The sequence below is a fragment of the Streptomyces sp. NPDC059679 genome (genome assembly GCF_042734105.1).
Lineage (GTDB): Bacteria > Actinomycetota > Actinomycetes > Streptomycetales > Streptomycetaceae > Streptomyces.
Map to the genome: position 1 here is coordinate 1 of NZ_JBHWES010000040.1, position 18957 is coordinate 18957.

Annotated in this window: 15 protein-coding genes; 1 reads left to right on the forward strand and 14 read right to left on the reverse strand. The window is 72.3% G+C overall.

What is annotated here, in order from left to right; genetic code table 11:
• Positions 1–94: 94 nt before the first annotated feature.
• The 12 genes from ACFV2X_RS33285 to ACFV2X_RS33340 all read right to left on the reverse strand — a co-directional run bounded on the left by ACFV2X_RS33285 (position 95) and on the right by ACFV2X_RS33340 (position 15167).
• A complete protein-coding gene (locus ACFV2X_RS33285; protein WP_385623757.1) occupies positions 95–1747 on the reverse strand; it encodes a sensor histidine kinase in 1653 nt (550 codons plus the stop codon).
• The gene (locus tag ACFV2X_RS33290) at positions 1744–2535 is read right to left on the reverse strand and encodes a response regulator (protein ID WP_385623759.1); all 792 of its coding nucleotides are present in this window, start codon (positions 2533–2535) and stop codon (positions 1744–1746) included. The genes ACFV2X_RS33285 and ACFV2X_RS33290 overlap by 4 nt, the downstream gene beginning before the upstream one ends.
• Positions 2536–2582: 47 nt before the next feature.
• On the reverse strand, positions 2583–4910 hold the full coding sequence (locus tag ACFV2X_RS33295; protein WP_385623761.1) for a xanthine dehydrogenase family protein molybdopterin-binding subunit: 2328 nt from the start codon (positions 4908–4910) through the stop codon (positions 2583–2585).
• Complete coding sequence (locus tag ACFV2X_RS33300; RefSeq protein ID WP_385623764.1) at positions 4907–7261, reverse strand: 2Fe-2S iron-sulfur cluster-binding protein; 2355 nt, start codon at positions 7259–7261, stop codon at positions 4907–4909. Before ACFV2X_RS33300 ends, ACFV2X_RS33295 begins: the two co-directional genes overlap by 4 nt.
• Complete coding sequence (locus tag ACFV2X_RS33305; protein WP_385623767.1) at positions 7258–8157, reverse strand: FAD binding domain-containing protein; 900 nt, start codon at positions 8155–8157, stop codon at positions 7258–7260. Before ACFV2X_RS33305 ends, ACFV2X_RS33300 begins: the two co-directional genes overlap by 4 nt.
• Before the next feature lie 275 nt (positions 8158–8432).
• Positions 8433–10079 (reverse strand): beta-N-acetylhexosaminidase, encoded by a 1647-nt coding sequence (locus ACFV2X_RS33310; protein ID WP_385623770.1) that lies wholly within the window; start codon positions 10077–10079, stop codon positions 8433–8435.
• Between the two features lie 8 nt (positions 10080–10087).
• Positions 10088–11011: a carbohydrate ABC transporter permease gene (locus ACFV2X_RS33315; protein ID WP_385623772.1), complete on the reverse strand. Its 924-nt coding sequence runs from the start codon at positions 11009–11011 to the stop codon at positions 10088–10090.
• Between the two features lie 14 nt (positions 11012–11025).
• A complete protein-coding gene (locus ACFV2X_RS33320) occupies positions 11026–12048 on the reverse strand; it encodes a carbohydrate ABC transporter permease (protein ID WP_385623773.1) in 1023 nt (340 codons plus the stop codon).
• A 14-nt stretch (positions 12049–12062) separates the two neighbouring features.
• Positions 12063–13379 (reverse strand): extracellular solute-binding protein, encoded by a 1317-nt coding sequence (locus tag ACFV2X_RS33325; protein ID WP_385623775.1) that lies wholly within the window; start codon positions 13377–13379, stop codon positions 12063–12065.
• Between the two features lie 176 nt (positions 13380–13555).
• Positions 13556–13981, reverse strand: coding sequence for a hypothetical protein (locus tag ACFV2X_RS33330; RefSeq protein ID WP_385623777.1), 426 nt, complete (start codon positions 13979–13981; stop codon positions 13556–13558).
• Positions 13982–14158: 177 nt separating this feature from the next.
• Positions 14159–14452 carry a DUF3039 domain-containing protein gene (locus ACFV2X_RS33335; protein WP_089512320.1) on the reverse strand — a complete coding sequence of 98 codons (294 nt, stop codon included), beginning with the start codon at positions 14450–14452 and terminating at the stop codon, positions 14159–14161.
• 109 nt (positions 14453–14561) lie between these two features.
• Complete coding sequence (locus ACFV2X_RS33340) at positions 14562–15167, reverse strand: YqgE/AlgH family protein (RefSeq protein ID WP_089512461.1); 606 nt, start codon at positions 15165–15167, stop codon at positions 14562–14564.
• Between the two features lie 239 nt (positions 15168–15406).
• Between ACFV2X_RS33340 and murA the strand changes: the two genes are divergently transcribed.
• Complete coding sequence (murA, locus tag ACFV2X_RS33345; RefSeq protein ID WP_385623779.1) at positions 15407–16750, forward strand: UDP-N-acetylglucosamine 1-carboxyvinyltransferase; 1344 nt, start codon at positions 15407–15409, stop codon at positions 16748–16750.
• Between the two features lie 214 nt (positions 16751–16964).
• On the opposite strand, the gene ACFV2X_RS33350 is transcribed toward murA, so the two are convergent.
• Both ACFV2X_RS33350 and ACFV2X_RS33355 read right to left on the reverse strand, forming a co-directional pair.
• Positions 16965–17246 carry an HU family DNA-binding protein gene (locus tag ACFV2X_RS33350; protein WP_014179130.1) on the reverse strand — a complete coding sequence of 94 codons (282 nt, stop codon included), beginning with the start codon at positions 17244–17246 and terminating at the stop codon, positions 16965–16967.
• Positions 17247–17509: 263 nt separating this feature from the next.
• Positions 17510–18940, reverse strand: a complete 1431-nt coding sequence (locus ACFV2X_RS33355; RefSeq protein ID WP_385623782.1) for an NAD-dependent malic enzyme — start codon at positions 18938–18940, stop codon at positions 17510–17512.
• Positions 18941–18957: the final 17 nt, after the last annotated feature.

Below are 18957 nucleotides of genomic sequence, written 5' to 3' on the forward strand. Positions count from 1 at the left end.
CGTGCCCGCCGCGCCCTACGCGGGGGTTGGGTTGTGTTGGGGACTCCCACACGCCGTAGCGTCGGCGTGTCGCTGTCCCATACTCACCGCAAACTCACGTGGGGAGCTCGATGGTGAACGTCGTGCCGACCCCGACCGCGCTCTCCACCCCGATCATCCCCTGATGGTCCTTCACGATCTGGCGGGCGATGGACAGCCCGAGCCCGCTACCGCCGGTGGCCCTCCCCCGCGCGGCGTCGGCCCGCCAGAAGCGGTCGAAGACGTGCGGCAGATGCTCGGCGGGGATGCCGTGCCCGGTGTCGCCGACCTGGACCACGGCCCGCGCGCCGCGGCGCGCCAGGGACAGCCGAACGGTGCCGCCGGGCCCGGTGGCCCGTACGGCGTTGCTCACCAGATTGCCGATGGCCTGCCGCAGCCGGTCCGCGTCGGCGTGCGCGTACACGGGGTCGCCGCCCGGCGTCTCGACGGTGAGGGCGACCCTGGCCCGTTCGGCCTGGGCCCGGTGGGCGGTGCGGCAGGTCTCCAGCAGTTCGCCCAGATCGATGTGGTCGCGGTGGTAGCTGAGCGCGCCCGCCTCGGCGAGCGCCAGGTCCCGCAGGTCGTCGACGATCCGCTGCTGGAGCAGGACCTCCTCGTGGAGCGAGTCCAACAGCTCGGGTTCCGGGTCGACGACCCCGTCGCGCAGCGCCTCCAGATAGCCGCGCAGATTGGCCAGCGGGGTGCGCAGTTCGTGGGCGACGTCGCCGACGAGCCGGCGCTGACGCTCCTCGCTGTCCTGCAGCGACGCGGCCATGCGGTTGAAGGAGCGGCCGAGTTCGGCGATCTCGTCCCGGCCGGTCACGGACACCCGCCGGGCCAGGTCGCCCTCGCCGAGGCCGCGGGAGGCGGCGGTCAGGGCGCTGACGGGGCGGAGCACCGTCCGGCTGAGCAGCAGCGCGCCGAGGATGGCCGCCACCGCGACGGCTACGGCCACGGTGACCGCGGGCGCGGCGGCGAGGGCGGACGGCGGTTCGTCGAGGGCGCCGAGGCGGACCTGGAGAGGCGGCGGGGCGGCGTCGCTGATCTGCTCGGCGAAGACCCGCTGGAGGCACGGGGTGATGCCCTCGTCCGTGGCCGACAGGCAGGGCCTCGCGGCCTTGTCGTACCGGGCGTACTGCGCCGGCGCCGGCTTCGGCCGCCGGCAGGACCCGCGCGACGCCGATGTGCCGCCGCTTCCCGTCCTCCGGCCCGCCGCGTACGTCGGCACGCCGTAATCGTCGCGCCCGACCGTCACCTCGAAGCCGTTGCGGGTCAGACACGCCGCGTACGCCGTCCCGGAGCGGTATTTGGCGATCTCGGTAGAGGTGAGCTTGAACGCCGCCACCGGAACCAGCCCCTCGGGCAGCCGCAACTCGGGGCGCGGGTCGACCAGGAGCGGTGCGCCCGTGCCGGTCTTGCGGGGCTTATGGCCCATCAGCACGTCCGAGTCGGCCAGCGGCGCACCGGAGCCGGTCCTGGTGGTGGCCTGTATGCGCTGCCCGGTGCCGGCGGCCAGTTCGCGCACGGCGGACGCGACGCCGTCCCAAGTGCCGTGCCGCAGGCCGTACTGGCGCAGCTCGCCGGTGACCCGGTTGATATCAGCCCGGTCCGCGGCGGCGGTCTCGTTCGCCTGCCGCGTGGCCTGGCGCAGCGTCAGCCAGGCGGTGGCCGCGGTGGCGGCGATCACGAGCAGCATGACGAGGGCGAGTGCCCGCAGCCGGAAGCTCATCGCGCGGGGCCCGGGCTCGGCATCGGGTCCGGGCCCGGGTCGGCGTCCGAGTCCGCGCCCGGGTCGGCGTCCGAGTCCGCGCCCGGGTCGGCGTCCGAGTCCGGGCCCGGGTCGGCCAGCCGGTAGCCGCGCCCGTAGACGGTCTCCACCATGCGGGGCGCCCCCGGCCCGCGTTCCAGCTTGCGGCGCAGGTTCATCACATGCGCGTCCACGGTGCGCTCCAATACGTCCTGCTCGAAGCCGAAGACCCGGTCGATGATCTGCGCCCGGGTGAAGGCGCGCCCCGGCTCGCCCGCCAGCAGGGCCAGGATGGCGAACTCCTTACCCGTCAGCGCGATCGTCTCGCCCGCGAGCCGCACCTCGTAGCGTGCGGTGTCGATCTCCAGCGCCCCGGCCCGGATGACCGTCGGCTCCCCCGTGGTGGCCCGGGACCGCCGCAGCAGGGCCCTGACGCGGGCGGTCAGCTCCCGGGGGCTGTACGGCTTGGTCATGTAGTCGTCGGCGCCGAGGTCGAGCCCGAGGAGCATGTCCTCCTCGGTGGCGCGCGCGGTCAGCAGCAGGATCGGCACCTGGGACTCGGTGCGCAGGATGCGGCATACGTCCAGGCCGTCGACCTGCGGCAGCATCACGTCGAGCACGATGAGGTCGGGGCGGGTGGTCCTGGCCCGGTCGATCGCCGAGCGGCCGTCGTGGACGGTCTGGACGGCGTTCCCTTCCCGCTCCAGATAGATCCGGATCAGCCGCGCCTGCTTCTCGTCGTCCTCCGCGATCAGGATGCGCGCGCTCAACAGCCCCCTCAAATCCCCCTCAGCCCGTGATCATGCTCAGCCCGTGGTCAGGCTCTGTTGACGACCGCCGCCTGAGGCCGGATCGGCAGCCTGTTGACCGGGCGGCCGGACGCCGAGCGGACCGCCGCGGCCACCGCCGCCGGGGTGGTGACCACCGGCACCGCGCTGACGGCCTTCGCGCCGAAGGGGGCGACCACGTCCCGTTCCTCGACGAGTTTGACGATCCGGATGTCGGGGACGTCCACGGCCGTCGGCAGGGTGTAGCCGGTGAGGTCGGGGTGCCGGACCACGCCGCGGGAGGTGCGCAGATTCTCGGTGAGGGCCGCGCCGATGCCCTGGGCGACGCCCGCCTCGATCCGGGCCGCCAGCTGGCGGGGGTTGAGCACCCGGCCCACGTCCTGGGCGATCGTCATGTCCACCACGCGCACCGCGCCGATCTCGATGTCGACGTCGACCACCGCGCGGATCGCGCAGAAGGCCAGGCCCACGAAGGCGTCGCCCTGGCCCGTCTCGTCCAGCGGTTCGGTGGGGTGCGGGCGGCACTGCGCGGTGGCCCACAGCTCCTTGCCTTCAAGGGCCTCGTCGACGGTCGTGCTGAGCACCCCGTCGTACGAGGTGATCTTGCCGTCGGCGATGGTCAACAGCTCCGTCGACATGCCGAACTTATGCGCGAGCGGCTGCAGCAGCTGGGTGCGGACCATCTTCGCGGCCCGCTCCACCGCGCCGCCCGACACCCAGGTGTGGCGGCCGCGCGCCGCGGGCCCGGCCGGGGGCTGGTCGGTGTCGACCGGTGCGACATGCACCTCTTCGATGCCCAGGACCTCCTGGACGATCTGGCGGGCCAGGGTGGTGAAGCCCTGGCCGGTCTCGACGGCGGCGCAGATGACGGTGGCCACCGAGCCGACGACCTTGACCGTGGCCGTGGAGACCTCGTCGGCCCCCTCCGCGCCGAGCATGTGCACCATGCCCAGCGCGTAGCCGACGCCGCGCCGCACCGCGCCCGGATCGCCCGCGCCCTCGGGGCCGCCGGGCAGCAGCCACTCCTCCTCGGGGTCGTCCTTGGGGAGCGGGGGCAGCGGGGTGTCCCGTACGGCGCGCAGCAGTTCGGCGACCGGGGCCGGGCAGGTGACGGTCTGGCCGGTGGGCAGCAGATCGCCGGTCGCCATGGCGTTGCGCAGCCGGATCTCGGCCGGGTCGAGGCCCAGCTTGGCCGCCAGCTTGTCCATCTGGCCCTCGTACGCGGCGCACACCTGCATCGCGCCCTCGCCGCGGACATGGCCGGAGGGCGGGTTGTTGGTGCGCACCGCCCAGCCCTCGATGAAGGCGTGCGGTACGACGTACGGACCGCAGGCGAAGGACACCGCGGCGGCCAGCGCGTCCCCGGAGGAGTCCGCGTACGCGCCCGCGTCCAGCAGGATCTGCGCCTCGACCTTCACCAACTTGCCCTCGGCGTCGGCGTGGTGGCGGTAGCGCAGCAGGGTCGGATGGCGGTGGGCGTGGCCGAGGAAGGACTCCTCGCGGGTCGCGGCGAGCTTGACCGGGTGGCCGGTGCGCAGCGCGAGCAGGCCCAGCGGCAGCTGCATACCGGGGTCCTCGCGCTCGCCCATGGCGCCGGGCACGCCCGTGACCACGACCTTGACCCGCTCCGGCTCCAGGCCGAAGCAGGCGGCGGCCAGGTCGCGGTCGGCGTGCGGGTCGGTGGAGGCGGTGTAGATCTCCACGCCGCCGTCGGGGCGCGGCACGGCCAGGCCCGCCTCGGCGCCGATGGGCGCCGGGTCCTGACGGCCGATCCGGTACAGGCCCTCGACGATGACCTCGCCGACCACGTCCGGGTCGCCGAAGCTCAGCGGGATGTGGCGGACCAGATTGCCGTCGGGGTGCAGCGGCTCGGCCCCGAACGCCTGCTCGGGGTCGGTGACCGGCTCCAGCACCTCGTACTCGACGGCGATGGCCGCGGCGGCCAGCCGGGCGGTGTCGGGGTGGTCGGCGGCGACCGCGGCGATCGGCTCACCGTGGTGGCGGACCAGGTCCTTGGCGAAGACGGGGCGGTCGGCGACGCGGCGGCCGTGCGCGGCGTCGCCGGGCACGTCGGCGTGGGTCACCACGGCCCGTACGCCCGGCATCTGGGCGGCGGGCGTGGTGTCGATGGAGACGATACGGGCGTGCGGATGCGGGGAGCGCAGCACGGCGGCCCACAGCAGCCCCTCGGCCCACAGGTCGGCGGCGTACGGGAAGGTGCCGGAGGCCTTGGCCGCCGCGTCCGCGGGCTGCAGCGACATCCCCAGGCCGATGGTCGGCGGCTCCTTGGGCGTGAGGGGGACTCCGGCGGCGGGGGTGGCGGTGGCGGCGCCGGTGCCGTCCGCGATTCCAGTCATGCCGTCGCCCTCCCGCTGCCGCTGCCGTCGAAGCCGCCGTCGCCGGTGCCGTGTATCCCCGGCGGGCCCGCCTGATGCGGAATGCGGCCGGCGGCGTCCTGCCCGTCGTCCGCCGCCGCGGCCTCCTCCGCCTCGGCGGCGGCCGCCGCCTCCCGGCCCGCGACGACCTCGCGGACCGCGTTGACCACCCCGCGGTAGCCGGAGCAGCGGCACAGGTTGCCGCTGATCGCCTGCCGGGTCTCCAGGTCGGTCGGGGAGTGGTTGCCCTGCAGCAGGTCGTGCAGGGTCATGGCCATGCCCGGTACGCAGAAGCCGCACTGCACCGCGCCGCAGGCGGCCAGGGCGCGCTGCACATCCGAGGGCTGCCCGTCCACGGCCAGGCCCTCGACCGTACGGACCTCACAGCCCGCGGCGGTCGCGGCGGGCACCAGGCACGAGGCGACCAGCCGCCCGTCGACCTGGACGGAACAGGCCCCGCACTCGCCCTGCGAGCAGCCGTCCTTGGCCCCGGCCAGGCCCAGGCGCTCGCGCAGTACGTACAGCAGCGACTCGCCGATCCAGGCGTCGGTGACGGGGCGGTCGGTGCCGTTGACGTGCAGGACGTACGAGGCGCTGGGGTGCTCGCTGTCGGCCTGGGGGGCCGCGTGCGGCTCCGCCGGGGCGTCCGGTGTGTCGAGTGTGCCCGGTGCGTCCGGTGTGTCGAGGGTGTCGGTCCGTGCGGCGGCGGGCTGCTCGGCGGGGGCCTCGAGGGCCGCCTCCGCCGGGGGCTGCGCCTCGCCGTCGGCGGGCTCGGGGGCCTCGGCCGACGGGTCGGGCTGGGCGAGGGGCACGCCCTGGCCGTCCAGCGCCAACTCGGCCGCGTCCCCGGCGGGTCCGGGGTCCACGGGGGGCTGGGGGGCCTCGGGAGCGCCGTCGGCCGCGACGCCGTGCGGCGGCGTCGCGGGGCCCGTGTGCTCCTCGGGCCCGGCCATGCCCTCGCCCGCCGGACCGCCATGGCCGTCATAGCCGTCATAGCCGCCGTCACCGTCGGCGCCGTCATCGACGAACCCGTCATGGGCACCCACGGGCGCCACGCCGTGCGGCGGCGTCGCCAGGCCCGCATGGCCCTCCGGCCCGGCCACACCCTCGCCCGCCAGAGCGTCATGGGCTTCGTACCCGTCGGCACCCTCGGCACCGTCATCGACGAACCCGCCACGGCCGCCCACGGGCGCCACGCCGTGCGGCGGGGTCGCCTGGCCCGTATGGCCGCCGTCGGGCCCGGCCGGGCGGCCCTGGCCGCCGTGCGTCAACTCTTCGGGCCAGTCGTCCACCTCGGGCACCTCGGTGCCCGCCGCCGGAGTGGCCAGTGCGCCGGACGCGGCGGTGCTGCCGTGCGGCGGGGTGGGGGCGCCGCGGTGCTCGACGGGTACGTCGGCGCCACCGGGCAGCCTCAGGCGCCGCCGGGCGGGGCCCCTGCCCTGCTGCGTCGGGGCCGCGGGGGCGCGGCGGACGGCGTGGTCGCCGAGCGCGTACTCGCCGGATTCCTCGGCGGAGCCGTCGTCACCGGCCACCGGAATCGACCACTGACCGGGCTGGCCGTGCTGCTGACCGGGCTGGCCAGGCTGCTCCGGCCCGCCCTGCCGCTGGTCTTGGTGCAGCCCCTGCTGGACCTGCTGCTCCTGCTGCCCCTGCTGCTCCTGTGCGCCGCCCGCGAAGGGCATCGTCCACTGCGCGGTGTCCTGCGCCCCGTACGGATGCGCCGCCCTCTCGTCGACCCCGTCGTCACCCGCGGCCGGGACGGCCCACGGGCCGTCGGCCGACTCCGGCACCTGCCACTGGGCCGCGGCCGTCGGGTCGTTCACCTGGTAGACGCCGGTCTCGTCGACGCCGTCGTCGGCGGCGAACGGGATCGACCACTGATCGGCCTGCCCGGACTGGCCCGGCTGACCGGGCTGCCCCGCGCCGGGCACATGCCACTGCCCGGTCGTGTGCGGGCCGTGCGGGTCATGCGCTCCGTGCGGGGCATGGGGGTTCTGGTGTTCGCCGTACGCGTACTCGCCCGTGTCGCCGGGCACGGCCCAGTGCCCGGTCCCGGAGGGGTCGGCGGGCGCACCAGGGGCGTGGGCCGTCGGCTGCCACTGGCCGCCCTCCGAGGGCGCGCCCGGACCACCCGTCATGGGCGGCGGGGTGTAGCCGGTGCCGGGGGCCGCGAGCGGGTCCCAGCCGCCCCCGAGGGCGGCCGGGTCCTGAAGCGAGTGGTCGGGCGGCAGCTGCACAAACCCCGTGGCCTCCGCGTCGTACTCGGGGCCGTGTGGCATCGGCTGCCACCCGCTCCCGGGTTCCGGCCGGTGCGGCTGCTGTTCGTCACTCACGCGAGTGCCCTCCCCAGTGCTCGGCGGGCCAGGGCTGCCACCGTACGCCTCAGATGGATGGCGGCGGGTGGCAGGGGCACCGGCTCCGAGCCGTCCGCCGGCGGAGCCGGGTCGGGAATGCAGGCGGCGGCGACGTACTCGCCGAAGGCCGCCGTCACCTGCGGGTCGAGGCGCCCCCGGTCGCCGTCCCAGTCGATGAGCGAGGCGACCCAGCGCTCAGCCTCCAGCGGCCGCAGCGGCATGGGCGCGACCGCGCCGACCGCGCAGCGCACACCCCGCCGCGCCGGGTCGAGCACGACGGCGCACGAGGCCGTGGACCGGCCCGGGCCGGTGCGCCCGGTGGCCTTGAGGAAGGCCTGGGGGGCGTGCAGGATCGGCACGCGTACGAAGCCGACGAGTTCGCCGGGGCGCAGCATCTCGACCCCGGCCAGCAGATGGCTGACCGGGATCTCGCGGCGCGCGCCCTCGGGCCCGGCGATGATGACCGTGGCCTCCAGCGCGGCGAGCACCGGCAGCGCGTCGCCCGAGGGGGCGGCGGTGACGATGTTGCCGCCGAGGGTGCCGGCGTTGCGGATCTGCGGCGGCCCGGCGGCGCGCGCCGCGGCGGCCAGCGCCGGGATGAGCGCGGCGAAGTCGGGGCGGCCCATTCGGGCGTGGGAGAGTCCGGCGCCGAGCAGGGCGTGGCCGTCCAGGTAGCGCCAGCCGCGGATCTCGGTGATCCGGCCGAGGCCGACGAGTGCGGCGGGCCGCAGCAGCCCGGAGTTGACGGCGGCCATCAGATCGGTGCCGCCCGCGACGGGCACGGCGGCGGGCATGGCGGCCAGCGCCGCCACGGCCTCGTCGAGCGTGCCCGGCAACGTCACCGTGTGCGCCGCCTGCGGTGCGTGCGTGGTCAACCCAGCTGCCCCTTCCCCGGTGTCCCGGCTGTTGCGCCGTACGGTACGTGCTGACAGCCCGGACGTGGCAACTCTGGCACATCTTCCGAGTCCGCCGTCGCGAGGGTCCGTGAAGCATGGATCCGTCCCCGACCAGGGGGATGGTACGGGTTTAGGGCGATGTCTCCGCCAGGTGTGGATTGCCACGTTTCAGGGACCCTTGTACGACTTGGGGTTGAGCCGGGGACCTACGGTCCCAGGGGTGCGCCACCTCCGGGCGCACCTTCCGGCGTACCTCACACGATCGGGGGCGACCCGTCGATCGGACGTCCGGATACGCCGGGGCGCCGCTGCCACGGACGCGGGCCGCCGGGGGGCCGGTAGTCCACGCCGAGCGCGTCCAAGCGCGCGTAGTGGGCCGTCATGCGCTCCTGGAAGCCGGTGAAGTCCCGCTCGGACGGGGGCGGAAGCGGCGACCAGACGGCTTCGGCGAAGGCGGCGAGGCGCGGGAAGGTCTGGTAGTCGACGCGCCGACGGTCCTCGGTCACCTCCGTCCAGACGTTGGCCTGAGCGCCGAGCACGCGCTCCGCCTCCGCGCCGGTGAGCTCGGGTGGAACCGGCTCGAAGCGATAGACGTCCTCCAGGGTGCGCACGTAGCCGATGGGGACCGGCTCATCGTCGCCGGCGGCCTGGCGGTAGTCGAAGTAGACCTGCTGTTTGGGACACATGACGACGTCGTGGCCGGCGCGGGCGGCAGCGATGCCGCCCGCGTAGCCGCGCCAGGACGACACGGCGGCGCCCTCGGCCAGATCGGCCCCCAGGGCGCTGCCTTCCAGAATCTCGTCCCAGCCGATCAGGCGGCGGCCGCGCTCGGCCAGCCAGCGGCCGAAGTGGCCCAGGAACCAGTTCTGCAGCTCGTCCTCGTCCGCCAGGCCCAGCTCCCGGATGCGCGCCTGGGCGGCCGGGGAGGCCCGCCACTGCTCCTTGGGGCACTCGTCGCCGCCGAGGTGGACGAAGCTGCCCGGGAAGAGCTCCAGGACCTCGTCCAGGACGTTCTCGTAGAAGCGCAGCGTGGTGTCGGCGGGTGAGAGTACGTTCGGGTTGACGCCCCAGGTGGTCCAGACGCCGAGGGAGGCGGTGTCGACGGCGTCGGTGTTGCCCAGCTCCGGGTACGCGGCGATGGCGGCCTGCGAATGTCCGGGGATGTCGATCTCCGGGACGACGGTGATGTGCCGCTCGGCGGCGTAGACGACGATCTCGCGGATGTCGTCCTGGGTGTAGTAGCCGCCGTGCGGGCGCTCGTCCCACAGCGGTGAGGCACGGTGCCCGAATTTGGTGCGCTCGCGCCAGGCGCCGACCTCGGTGAGCCTGGGGTAGCGGCGGATCTCGATGCGCCAGCCCTGGTCGTCCGTCAGATGCAGATGCAGCACATTGAGCTTGTGCGCGGCCAAGAGATCGATGTACGCGAGCACATCACCCTTGGGCATGAAGTGCCGCGCGACGTCCAGCATGAGGCCGCGCCAGCCGAAGCGCGGGGCGTCCTCGATCAGCACACACGGCACCCACCACGTCTCCCGGGGCGCGACCGGCGCCCGGCGGAAGGCGTCGGGGCCGAGCAGCTGGCGGAAGGTCTGCGCGCCCCAGAAGACCCCGGCCGGGCCGCCGCCCTCGATCCGGATCGCGTAGCCGTCAACGACGATGCGATACCCCTCGGGGCCGAGCTTCCGCTCGACCTCGGGGCTGATCGAGAGGAAGAAGTCGTGGCCCTCGCCGAGCGGGAGCGGCAGGCCGGTCGCGGCGCCGACGGTGGCGCTCAGCCAACGCGCCGCGGCCTCGGCGCCAGGACCGGCGCCGAGCACGGTCTCGGAGTCCACGGGGTAGAGGGCGCCGAACTGCAACTCGCGGGCGACGCGGGGCGCCGGGATCAGACCTGTGGCGTTCATGGCGAAGCTCAACCTTTCACGGCCCCGGCGAGCCCGGAGACCAGCCGGCGTTGGACAAGCACGAAGAAGACCAGGACGGGGAGGGTCATGACGGTGGATCCGGCCATGATCCCGCCCCAGTCGTTCTGCTCGGGTTTGAAGAAGACCAGCAGCGCCATGGGCAGGGTCGAGTTCTCGGTGGCGCTGATGATGAAGGACTTCGGGAACAGGAAGTCGTTCCAGGCGCTGATGAACGAGAAGACGCTGGTCGCCACGAGGCCGGGCAGCACCAGCGGGAACAGCACCTGCCACAGGAACCGGGACCGGCTCGCGCCGTCGATCATCGCGGCCTCCTCCAGGGTCTCCGGCACCGCCTTGACGAATCCGCGCAGCATCCAGATCGCGAACGGCAGCGAGAAGGCGAGGTGCGGCAGGATCAGTGAGCTCAGGGTGTTGAGGCCGACCCCGGGGACGGCCGTGCCGAGGTCGCGCATCAGGAAGAACATCGGGATCGCGAGGGCCTCAACCGGCACCATCTGGGCGATCAGAAACATGATCAGCAGCGTGGTGCGGAAGCGGAACCGGAAGCGGGCGACGGCCGTGGCCGCCAGGAAGGCGATCAGCGCCGAGAGCACCACCACGGCCCCGGCCACGATCAGGCTGTTGACGAAGTAGCGGCCGAAGTCCTGCTGCACGAAGACCCGGCGGAAGGCGTCCAGCTGCGGGTGGAGCGTCCAGGGCCTCGGGTGTGCCGACTGGACCTCGCCGTCGGGTTTGAACGCCGAGAGCACCATCCAGTACAGGGGGAAGGCGACCACCAGCGCGATCACCACCGCGGCGGCCTCGGCGGCCAGCCGCCAGGGCCGGGCGGGGCGGCGGAGCCGCGGCAAGCGGAACCGCCGCCGGAACTGGGACGGGGTGGGTGGCCTCGACGAAGCCGTGGGCGCGTTCACAGTTCCTCCCGCGTTCACAGTTCCTCCCCCTGGCGTCGCAGAAGCCGCAGATAGACCAGGGTCACCGCGAGCAGGATCAGCAGCATGACGACGCCGATCGCGGAGCCGAGTCCGTACTCCGAGGAGGCGAAGGCCTTCTGGTAGGCGTAGACGTTGAGCACGAGGTTCTGGCCCGCGATGCCGCCGCCGTTCGTCATGACGTAGATCTGCCCGAAGACCTTGAAGTCCCAGATGACCGACTGGATGGTGACGATCACCAGGATCGGGCGCAGCAGGGGCGCCATGATGCTGCGCCAGGTGCGCCAGGTGGAGGCCCCGTCGAGGGCGGCGGCCTCCAGCAGTTCGGGCGGGACGGCCCGGATGCCCGCGTAGACGGTGACCATCACGAACGGGAACGAGCACCAGACGACTTCGAGGAGCACCAGCGTGAAGGCGCTGTACTTCCCGTAGGTCCAGGAGTAGTTCTCGAATCCGCTCAGGCCCAGCCAGGTGAGCACCTTGTTGACCGGGCCGAAGCTGGAGTCGAAGAGGAAGACCCACACCGTGGAGCCGGTCACGGGCGGGGTGGCCCAGGCGCCGAGGGCGGCGAGCATCAGCATCGTCCTGGGCACCGCGCGCACCTTGGTGAGCAGAACGGCCAGCGAGCAGCCCACGGCGAGGGTGCACAGCACACAGGCTGCGGCGAAGAGCACGGTGCTCAGCAGCACCTGCCAGAACTGGTCGTCGCGGAAGAGGGCGGCGTAGTTGTCGAAGCCGATGAATTCGGTGGGGCGGCCCCCGCTGACCTGTGCCTGGGTGTAGCGCAGGAACGAGATCAGGCCGAGTTGGTAGACGGGGTAGACCAGCAGTCCGGCCAGCACCATGAGCGCGGGGGCCAGATAGAGCCAGGGAGTCCAGGCGGGGTGCCGGCGCGGGCCGCGGCCCGCCGGCGGTCGGTTGCCTCGGGCCGCCGGGCGGGGGCGGCGCCGGGCCGGGAGGGTGTCCCGGCCCGGCGGCCGCTCCGCACCGGCCACGGCGGGCGCGATCTCGCGAGCCATGGGCGGCGCTCCGCTCAGCCGGCCGAGGAGAACGCGGCGTCCATCTTCTTCGCCGCGTCGGCTGTGGCCGCGTCCACGCTCTTACGGCCGCTGACGATCTCCTGCATCATCGTCGGGATCATCGCCTCGGAGTCGATCTTGCTCCAGGCGGGTGTCACCGGGACGAACTTGGTGCCCGATTTCAGGGTGTCGACGAACGGCTTGGTGAAAGGCGCCTTTTCCGCGACCTTTTCCTGGACGTCGGTGAGCGCGGGCATATTGCCCATGGCATCGAACATCTTGGACTGGTATGCGGCGCCGCCGAGCAATTCGACGAAGTCCACGGCCAGGGTGCGGTGGGTGGTGCCGCGCATGACGCCTAGGTTGTTGCCGCCCGCGAAGGCCGGGGATATGACGCCCTTCCGCGGGCCCGGCAGCGGCACGACGGCGTATTTGCCCTTGACCGCCCCGTCCTCCATCGCCTGGTGGCTGAAGTCGCCGCCGATCGCCATGCCGGCCTTTCCGCCGGCGAACGTCTGGACGCCGGCGTCACCGCCCAATTCGGCGCACTGCTGGGGCGGACAGCTGTCCTTGGCGATCAGGTCCGTATACGTCTTCAGGCCCTTGCGGGACGCGGCGCTGTCGATGGCGGCGGTGTAGGTGTCGCCGTGCTTCTCGGCGAGGTCGCCGCCCGCTGACCACAGGAACGGGAGCATGCCGTAGACGTTCTTGGCACCTACCGAGATGCCGAGCATATCGGGGTGTTCGGCACGGATCCCGCGGGCGGCCGTGGCCAGTTCGCCCTGTGTGGCGGGCGGCTTCAGCCCCAGCTCCTTGAAGATGTCGGTGCGGTAGTAGAGGGCCCGTACGCCGACGTACCAGGGGACGCCGTAGACCTTTCCGCCGACGCTGACGGCTTCCTTGACGGACGCCGTGACGCTCTTCGCGTCCTCCCACTTCCCGAATTCGGCCGTGATGTCGGCCAGTCCGCCGTCATTGACATAACCGGCGGTGTCGGTGTTGCCGAATTCGACGACGTCGGGGGCGCTCTTCGGGTCGTTGAACGCGGCCTTCATCTTCTCGGCGCGGGTCTCGATGGGGATGTAGGTGACGTCGACCCGGGTGTCGGAGTGCTTCTTGGTGAATTCGGCGACGGCTTCCTTCACCACCTTCTCCTTGGGCGCGTTGTTCACCTCCCGGAAGAGCCACACTCTGATGGTTCCGCTCTTGGAGTCCTTGGTGGATTCGGTGTTGGAGGAGGTGGACGGGGCGCAGGCGGTGGCCGTGAGACCGGCCAGGACGAGCGCCGCGGCCGGGGCGGCGAGGCGGAGGGACAGGCTTGATCGCTTCATTGGCAGAACAACCCCTACGGCATTGCGTTGCACGCTGTGCAACGCGCATTTCACCATGCACAACACGCAGGAGATTAAGGGTGGGTCCGTCCGCCCACAAGAGGTCTAAACCAGGTTTACGAAGGAGACTCGTCGCCCAGGAGGGAGACTCGGCGTCTACGAGGGAGAGTCGGCGTCTACGAGCGCGACTCGTCGGCCGGACAGGCCGGTTCGGGATACGGCACTGCCTCCACGCGCGCACCCGCCGCGGCCAGGCGGACCACCAACTGGCCCCAGTCCGGCCAGCAGTTCCGCATCCGCTCCAGCACCCCGCGGCCGGCGATCAGCACGATCTCGCAGTCCGGCTCGTCGGCCCACTCCAGCAGCCGGGGCAGGGTGGGCTGGGCGGCCGAGACGACACAGCTGCCCGCCGGGCGGTAGCCGCGCTCGGCGGCCAGCCGCTCGCACCGCTCCAGCTGGGCGTCCCAGTCCTTCTCGAACTGGCGGAACCGGCCCGCCGCTTCCCCGTCGGGCTCGACGGGCTCGTCGAGTTCATCGATCTCTCGCGCCCCGAACACCAGGTACGCCGCCCGCTCGGCACCGCTCTCCCCGCGCCCGCTCATGGAGGCGACCCTAACGGCGCCCTCAGCACCGCCGGGGCCGTACGCCGCGAGGTGCGCGGCATATGCCAAATAATGCCTACAGCGCGCTACGCCCGGCCCGCGCCCCCTGGTCGAGAGGGGCGCGGGCCGGGCGCGGTGCGCGCGGGGGCTCCGGCGGGTGGGGCCGGGGCGGAGGGGCTACTTCTTGCCGCCGCCGTCCTTGCCCTTGTCCTTGTCGCCGCCGGCTCCCATGCCGTCGAAGATCTCCTTGCACATCGGGCAGACCGGGTACTTCTTCGGGTCACGGCCCGGGACCCAGACCTTGCCGCAGAGTGCGACCACCGGAGATCCGGAGAGCGCGCTCTCCATGATCTTGTCCTTCTGTACGTAATGGGCATAGCGCTCGTGGTCGCCGTCACCGTGCGACACCTGAGGTGTCGGCTCAACGAGGGTCCCCGTGCCTGCCCCGCGCTCGGGCTCAAGAGTGCTCATACAGCCCTAGGGTACTCACGCGCCGAGCGAACGACGGATCAGCGCCTCCCGCGACGTCGCCCGGTGTCGCCGCCACCCGGCGAACACTGCCTCCAGTTGGGCACTGCCCCTAATTGAGCGACGGATCGTCCGGGTACGTGGCGACCATCGCCAGCTCGCTGCGCTGGCGGCGCAGCACCGCCCGCCACAGCCGCTCCGGGGCGGGCGAGGAGACATCGCCCGGCTCGGACTCCACGACGTACCAGGCGCCCTCGGAGAGCTCGTCCTCCAGCTGTCCGGGCCCCCACCCGGCGTAGCCCGCGAAGATCCGCAGCGAGCCGACCGCGGCGGCCAGCAGTTCGGGCGGCGCCTCCAGGTCGACCAGCCCGATCGCGCCGTGCACCCGGCGCCAGCCGAGCGGGCCGTCCTCGGTCCGCGAGGAGACCCTTCCGGCCTCGGCGGCTCTCCCGGCCTCGCCGGGGACCACGGCGACCCCCAGCGCGGAGTCCAGCGACACCGGGCCGCCCTGGAACACCACCCCCGGCTCCCCGGCCAGCGCGGCCCAGGACTCCAGGATGTCGCCGACCCCCACCGGGGTCGGGCGGTTGAGCACGACGCCCAGCGACCCCTCCTCGTCGTGGTCGAGGAGGAGCACCACCGCACGGTCGAAGTTCGGGTCCGCCAGCGCCGGTGTCGCGACAAGCAGCCGTCCTGTGAGCGAGGACACCTCGGTCATGGACACATGATCCCGCATGTTCGCCCCGGAGGGGGAGTGGAAGACGAGTCCCATGTGAGAGCAGGTCGGGGCGTACGACAGCAGGAACGGCGCATGTAACCGTACGCTTTCTGCTCTGAACCGAACGTGTTGTGACACATTCATGTCCGTTCGGTGGGTACGTCGGTCACACAGTGGTGCTCTCCACGGCTATTACTCTTTTCTCTTGCCCCCCGACCGTCCCAGGAACGCGAGACCAGATGACCCGCTCGAACGATGTCCTGCTCGTCCATGGCGGCACCCCGCTCGAAGGCGAGATCCGTGTCCGAGGCGCGAAGAACCTCGTGCCGAAGGCCATGGTCGCCGCGCTGCTCGGCAGTGGGCCGAGCCGGCTGCGCAACGTCCCCGACATCCGCGATGTGCGGGTGGTGCGCGGCCTGCTGCAGCTGCACGGCGTCACGGTTCGGCCAGGTGACGAGGCCGGCGAGCTGGTGCTGGACCCGACCCACGTGGAGAGCGCGAACGTCGCCGACATCGACGCCCACGCCGGCTCCTCGCGCATCCCGATCCTCTTCTGCGGCCCGCTGCTGCACCGCCTCGGCCACGCCTTCATCCCGGGCCTGGGCGGCTGCGACATCGGCGGCCGGCCGATCGACTTCCACTTCGACGTGCTGCGCCAGTTCGGCGCCACGATCGAGAAGCGGGCGGACGGCCAGTACCTGGAGGCCCCGCACCGGCTGCGCGGCGCCAAGATCCGCCTGCCGTACCCGTCGGTCGGCTCCACCGAGCAGGTACTGCTGACGGCGGTGCTCGCCGAGGGTGTGACGGAGCTCTCCAACGCGGCCGTCGAACCGGAGATCGAGGACCTGATCTGCGTCCTGCAGAAGATGGGCGCGATCATCTCCATGGACACCGACCGTACGATCCGGATCACCGGCGTCGACAAGCTCGGCGGCTACAACCACCGCGCCCTGCCGGACCGCCTGGAGGCCGCCTCCTGGGCGAGCGCGGCGCTCGCGACCGAGGGCAGCATCTACGTACGCGGCGCCAGCCAGCGCGAGATGATGACCTTCCTCAACACCTACCGCAAGGTCGGCGGTGCCTTCGACATCGACGACGAGGGAATACGGTTCTGGCACCCGGGCAGCAAGCTCAACGCCATCGCCCTGGAGACGGACGTCCACCCCGGCTTCCAGACCGACTGGCAGCAGCCCCTGGTCGTGGCCCTCACCCAGGCCTCCGGGCTGTCCATCGTCCACGAGACGGTGTACGAGTCGCGCCTGGGCTTCACCTCCGCGCTCAACCAGATGGGCGCGCACATCCAGCTCTACCGCGAATGCCTGGGCGGCTCCGCCTGCCGCTTCGGCCAGCGGAACTTCCTGCACTCGGCGGTCGTGTCGGGCCCGACCAAGCTCCAGGGCGCCGACCTGGTCATCCCCGACCTGCGCGGCGGCTTCTCGTACCTGATCGCGGCCCTGGCTGCCCAGGGCACGTCCCGGGTCCACGGCATCGATCTGATCAACCGTGGATACGAGAACTTCATGAGCAAGCTGGGTGACCTTGGCGCCAAGGTCGAGCTCCCCGGCGCCGAAAAAAGCGCCTGAGCCACGTCGGCGCCCCCGGCTGGGGGTCCGGGGGTTATCCCCCGGGTAGAAACAGCATGAGCAAGCTGGGTGACCTTGGCGCCAAGGTCGAGCTCCCCGGCCCCGAGGGCGCCTCCCAAGCCTCCTAAGGGCCCGGGAAGGGCCTCCAGAGGCCGTAGGAACGCCGAAAGGGCGGCCACCCTCCGATGAGGTGGCCGCCCCTTCGTATGGGGTCTTACTTGCCCTTGGCGGCTTCCTTGAGCTTGGAGCCCGCGGAGACCTTCACGCTGTAGCCGGCCGGGATCTCGATCGGCTCACCGGTCTGCGGGTTACGCGCGGTGCGAGCGGCACGGTGGGTGCGCTCGAAGGTGAGGAAGCCGGGGATGGTGACCTTCTCGTCGCCCTTGGCGACGATCTCTCCGGTCACCTCGGCGAGGGCGGCCAGAACGGCGTCGGCGTCCTTTCGGGTCACCTCGGCGCGCTCCGACAGAGCGGCCACCAGCTCACTGCGGTTCATGTTGTACTCCCGTGTTCATCTTGCCATTAGGCGTGAGATCGAAGCCGATGCTGCCAGGGCCCTCGGACAGTCCCCGGACCCGGGTCTGTGTTCAGACCCTCGCGCCCGGAACGCATCCTGCCCCCACCTGTGGCGGGAAAGCCAATCCGGTGCCCTGGTGAGTCGCGCGAAAAGCGCCGTGGCGGCCGTTTCTGCCCGACACCCTATGGGGGCCCGATCGGCTGAACGCCATGCGACGCGCCGTACGACGCGCCGAGCCCGGCCTAGACCGCCGTGGTACCGGTCACAGCCTTGGCGGCGACCCGTACCGCGCCGGCCACCGCGCCCGCGACCTTGTCGTTGAAGACGCTCGGAATGATGTAGTTGGCGTTCAGCTCGTCGTCGTGGACGACATCCGCGAGCGCCCGGGCCGCGGCCAGCATCATGTCGTCGTTCACAGTACGCGACTGCGCGTCCAGCAGGCCGCGGAAGACACCCGGGAAGACCAGCACGTTGTTGATCTGGTTCGGGAAGTCGGAGCGGCCGGTGGCGACCACGGCGGCGGTCTGGCGGGCGATCGCCGGGTCGACCTCGGGGTCGGGGTTGGCCAGCGCGAAGACGATCGCGTCGTCGGCCATGGCGGCCACGTCGTCGCCGGACAGCACGTTCGGGGCGGAGACGCCGATGAAGACGTCGGCGCCGCGTACGGCCTCCTTGAGGGTGCCGGTGACGCCCTCGGGGTTGGTGTTCTCGGCGATCCAGCGCAGCGCGGTCGTGTCGGAGCTGCCGTTCCCGCCGGCCAGGTCGTCACGCCCGGCGTGCACCACGCCGTGGATGTCCGCGACCACCGCGTGCCGCACACCCGCGGCGATCAGCAGCTTGAGGATGGCGGTGCCGGCCGCGCCCGCGCCGGACATGACCACCCGCACATCGCCGATCTTCTTGTTGACCACGCGCAGCGCGTTGGTCAGGGCGGCGAGCACCACGATGGCGGTGCCGTGCTGGTCGTCGTGGAAGACCGGGATGTCCAGGGCCTCGCGCAGCCGCGCCTCGATCTCGAAGCAGCGGGGGGCGGAGATGTCCTCCAGGTTGATGCCCGCGAAGCCGGGGGCGATGGCCTTGACGATCTCGACGATGGCGTCGGTGTCCTGGGTGTCCAGGCAGAGCGGCCAGGCGTCGATGCCCGCGAAGCGCTTGAAGAGGGCCGCCTTGCCCTCCATGACGGGCAGCGCGGCCTTGGGGCCGATGTTGCCCAGGCCCAGGACCGCGGAGCCGTCGGTGACCACCGCGACGCTGTTGCGTTTGATGGTCAGCCGGCGGGCGTCCTCGGGGTTCTCGGCGATGGCCTGGCAGACGCGGGCGACGCCCGGGGTGTAGACCATGGACAGGTCGTCACGGTTGCGGATCGGGTGCTTCGACGACATCTCGATCTTGCCGCCGAGGTGCATCAGGAACGTACGGTCGGAGACCTTGCCGAGCGAGACGCCCTCGATACCGCGCAGCTTCTCGACGATCTCGTCGGCGTGCGCGGTGGACGTCGCGGCGATGGTGACGTCGATCCGCAGCTTCTCGTGGCCGGAAGCGGTCACGTCGAGGCCGGTGACCGAGCCGCCGGAGGACTCCACGGCCGTGGTGAGCTGGCTGACCGCAGTGCCGCTCGCGGGAACCTCCAGCCGGACCGTCATCGAGTACGAGACGCTGGGCGCCGTTGCCATGGCCGACTTCCTCTGCT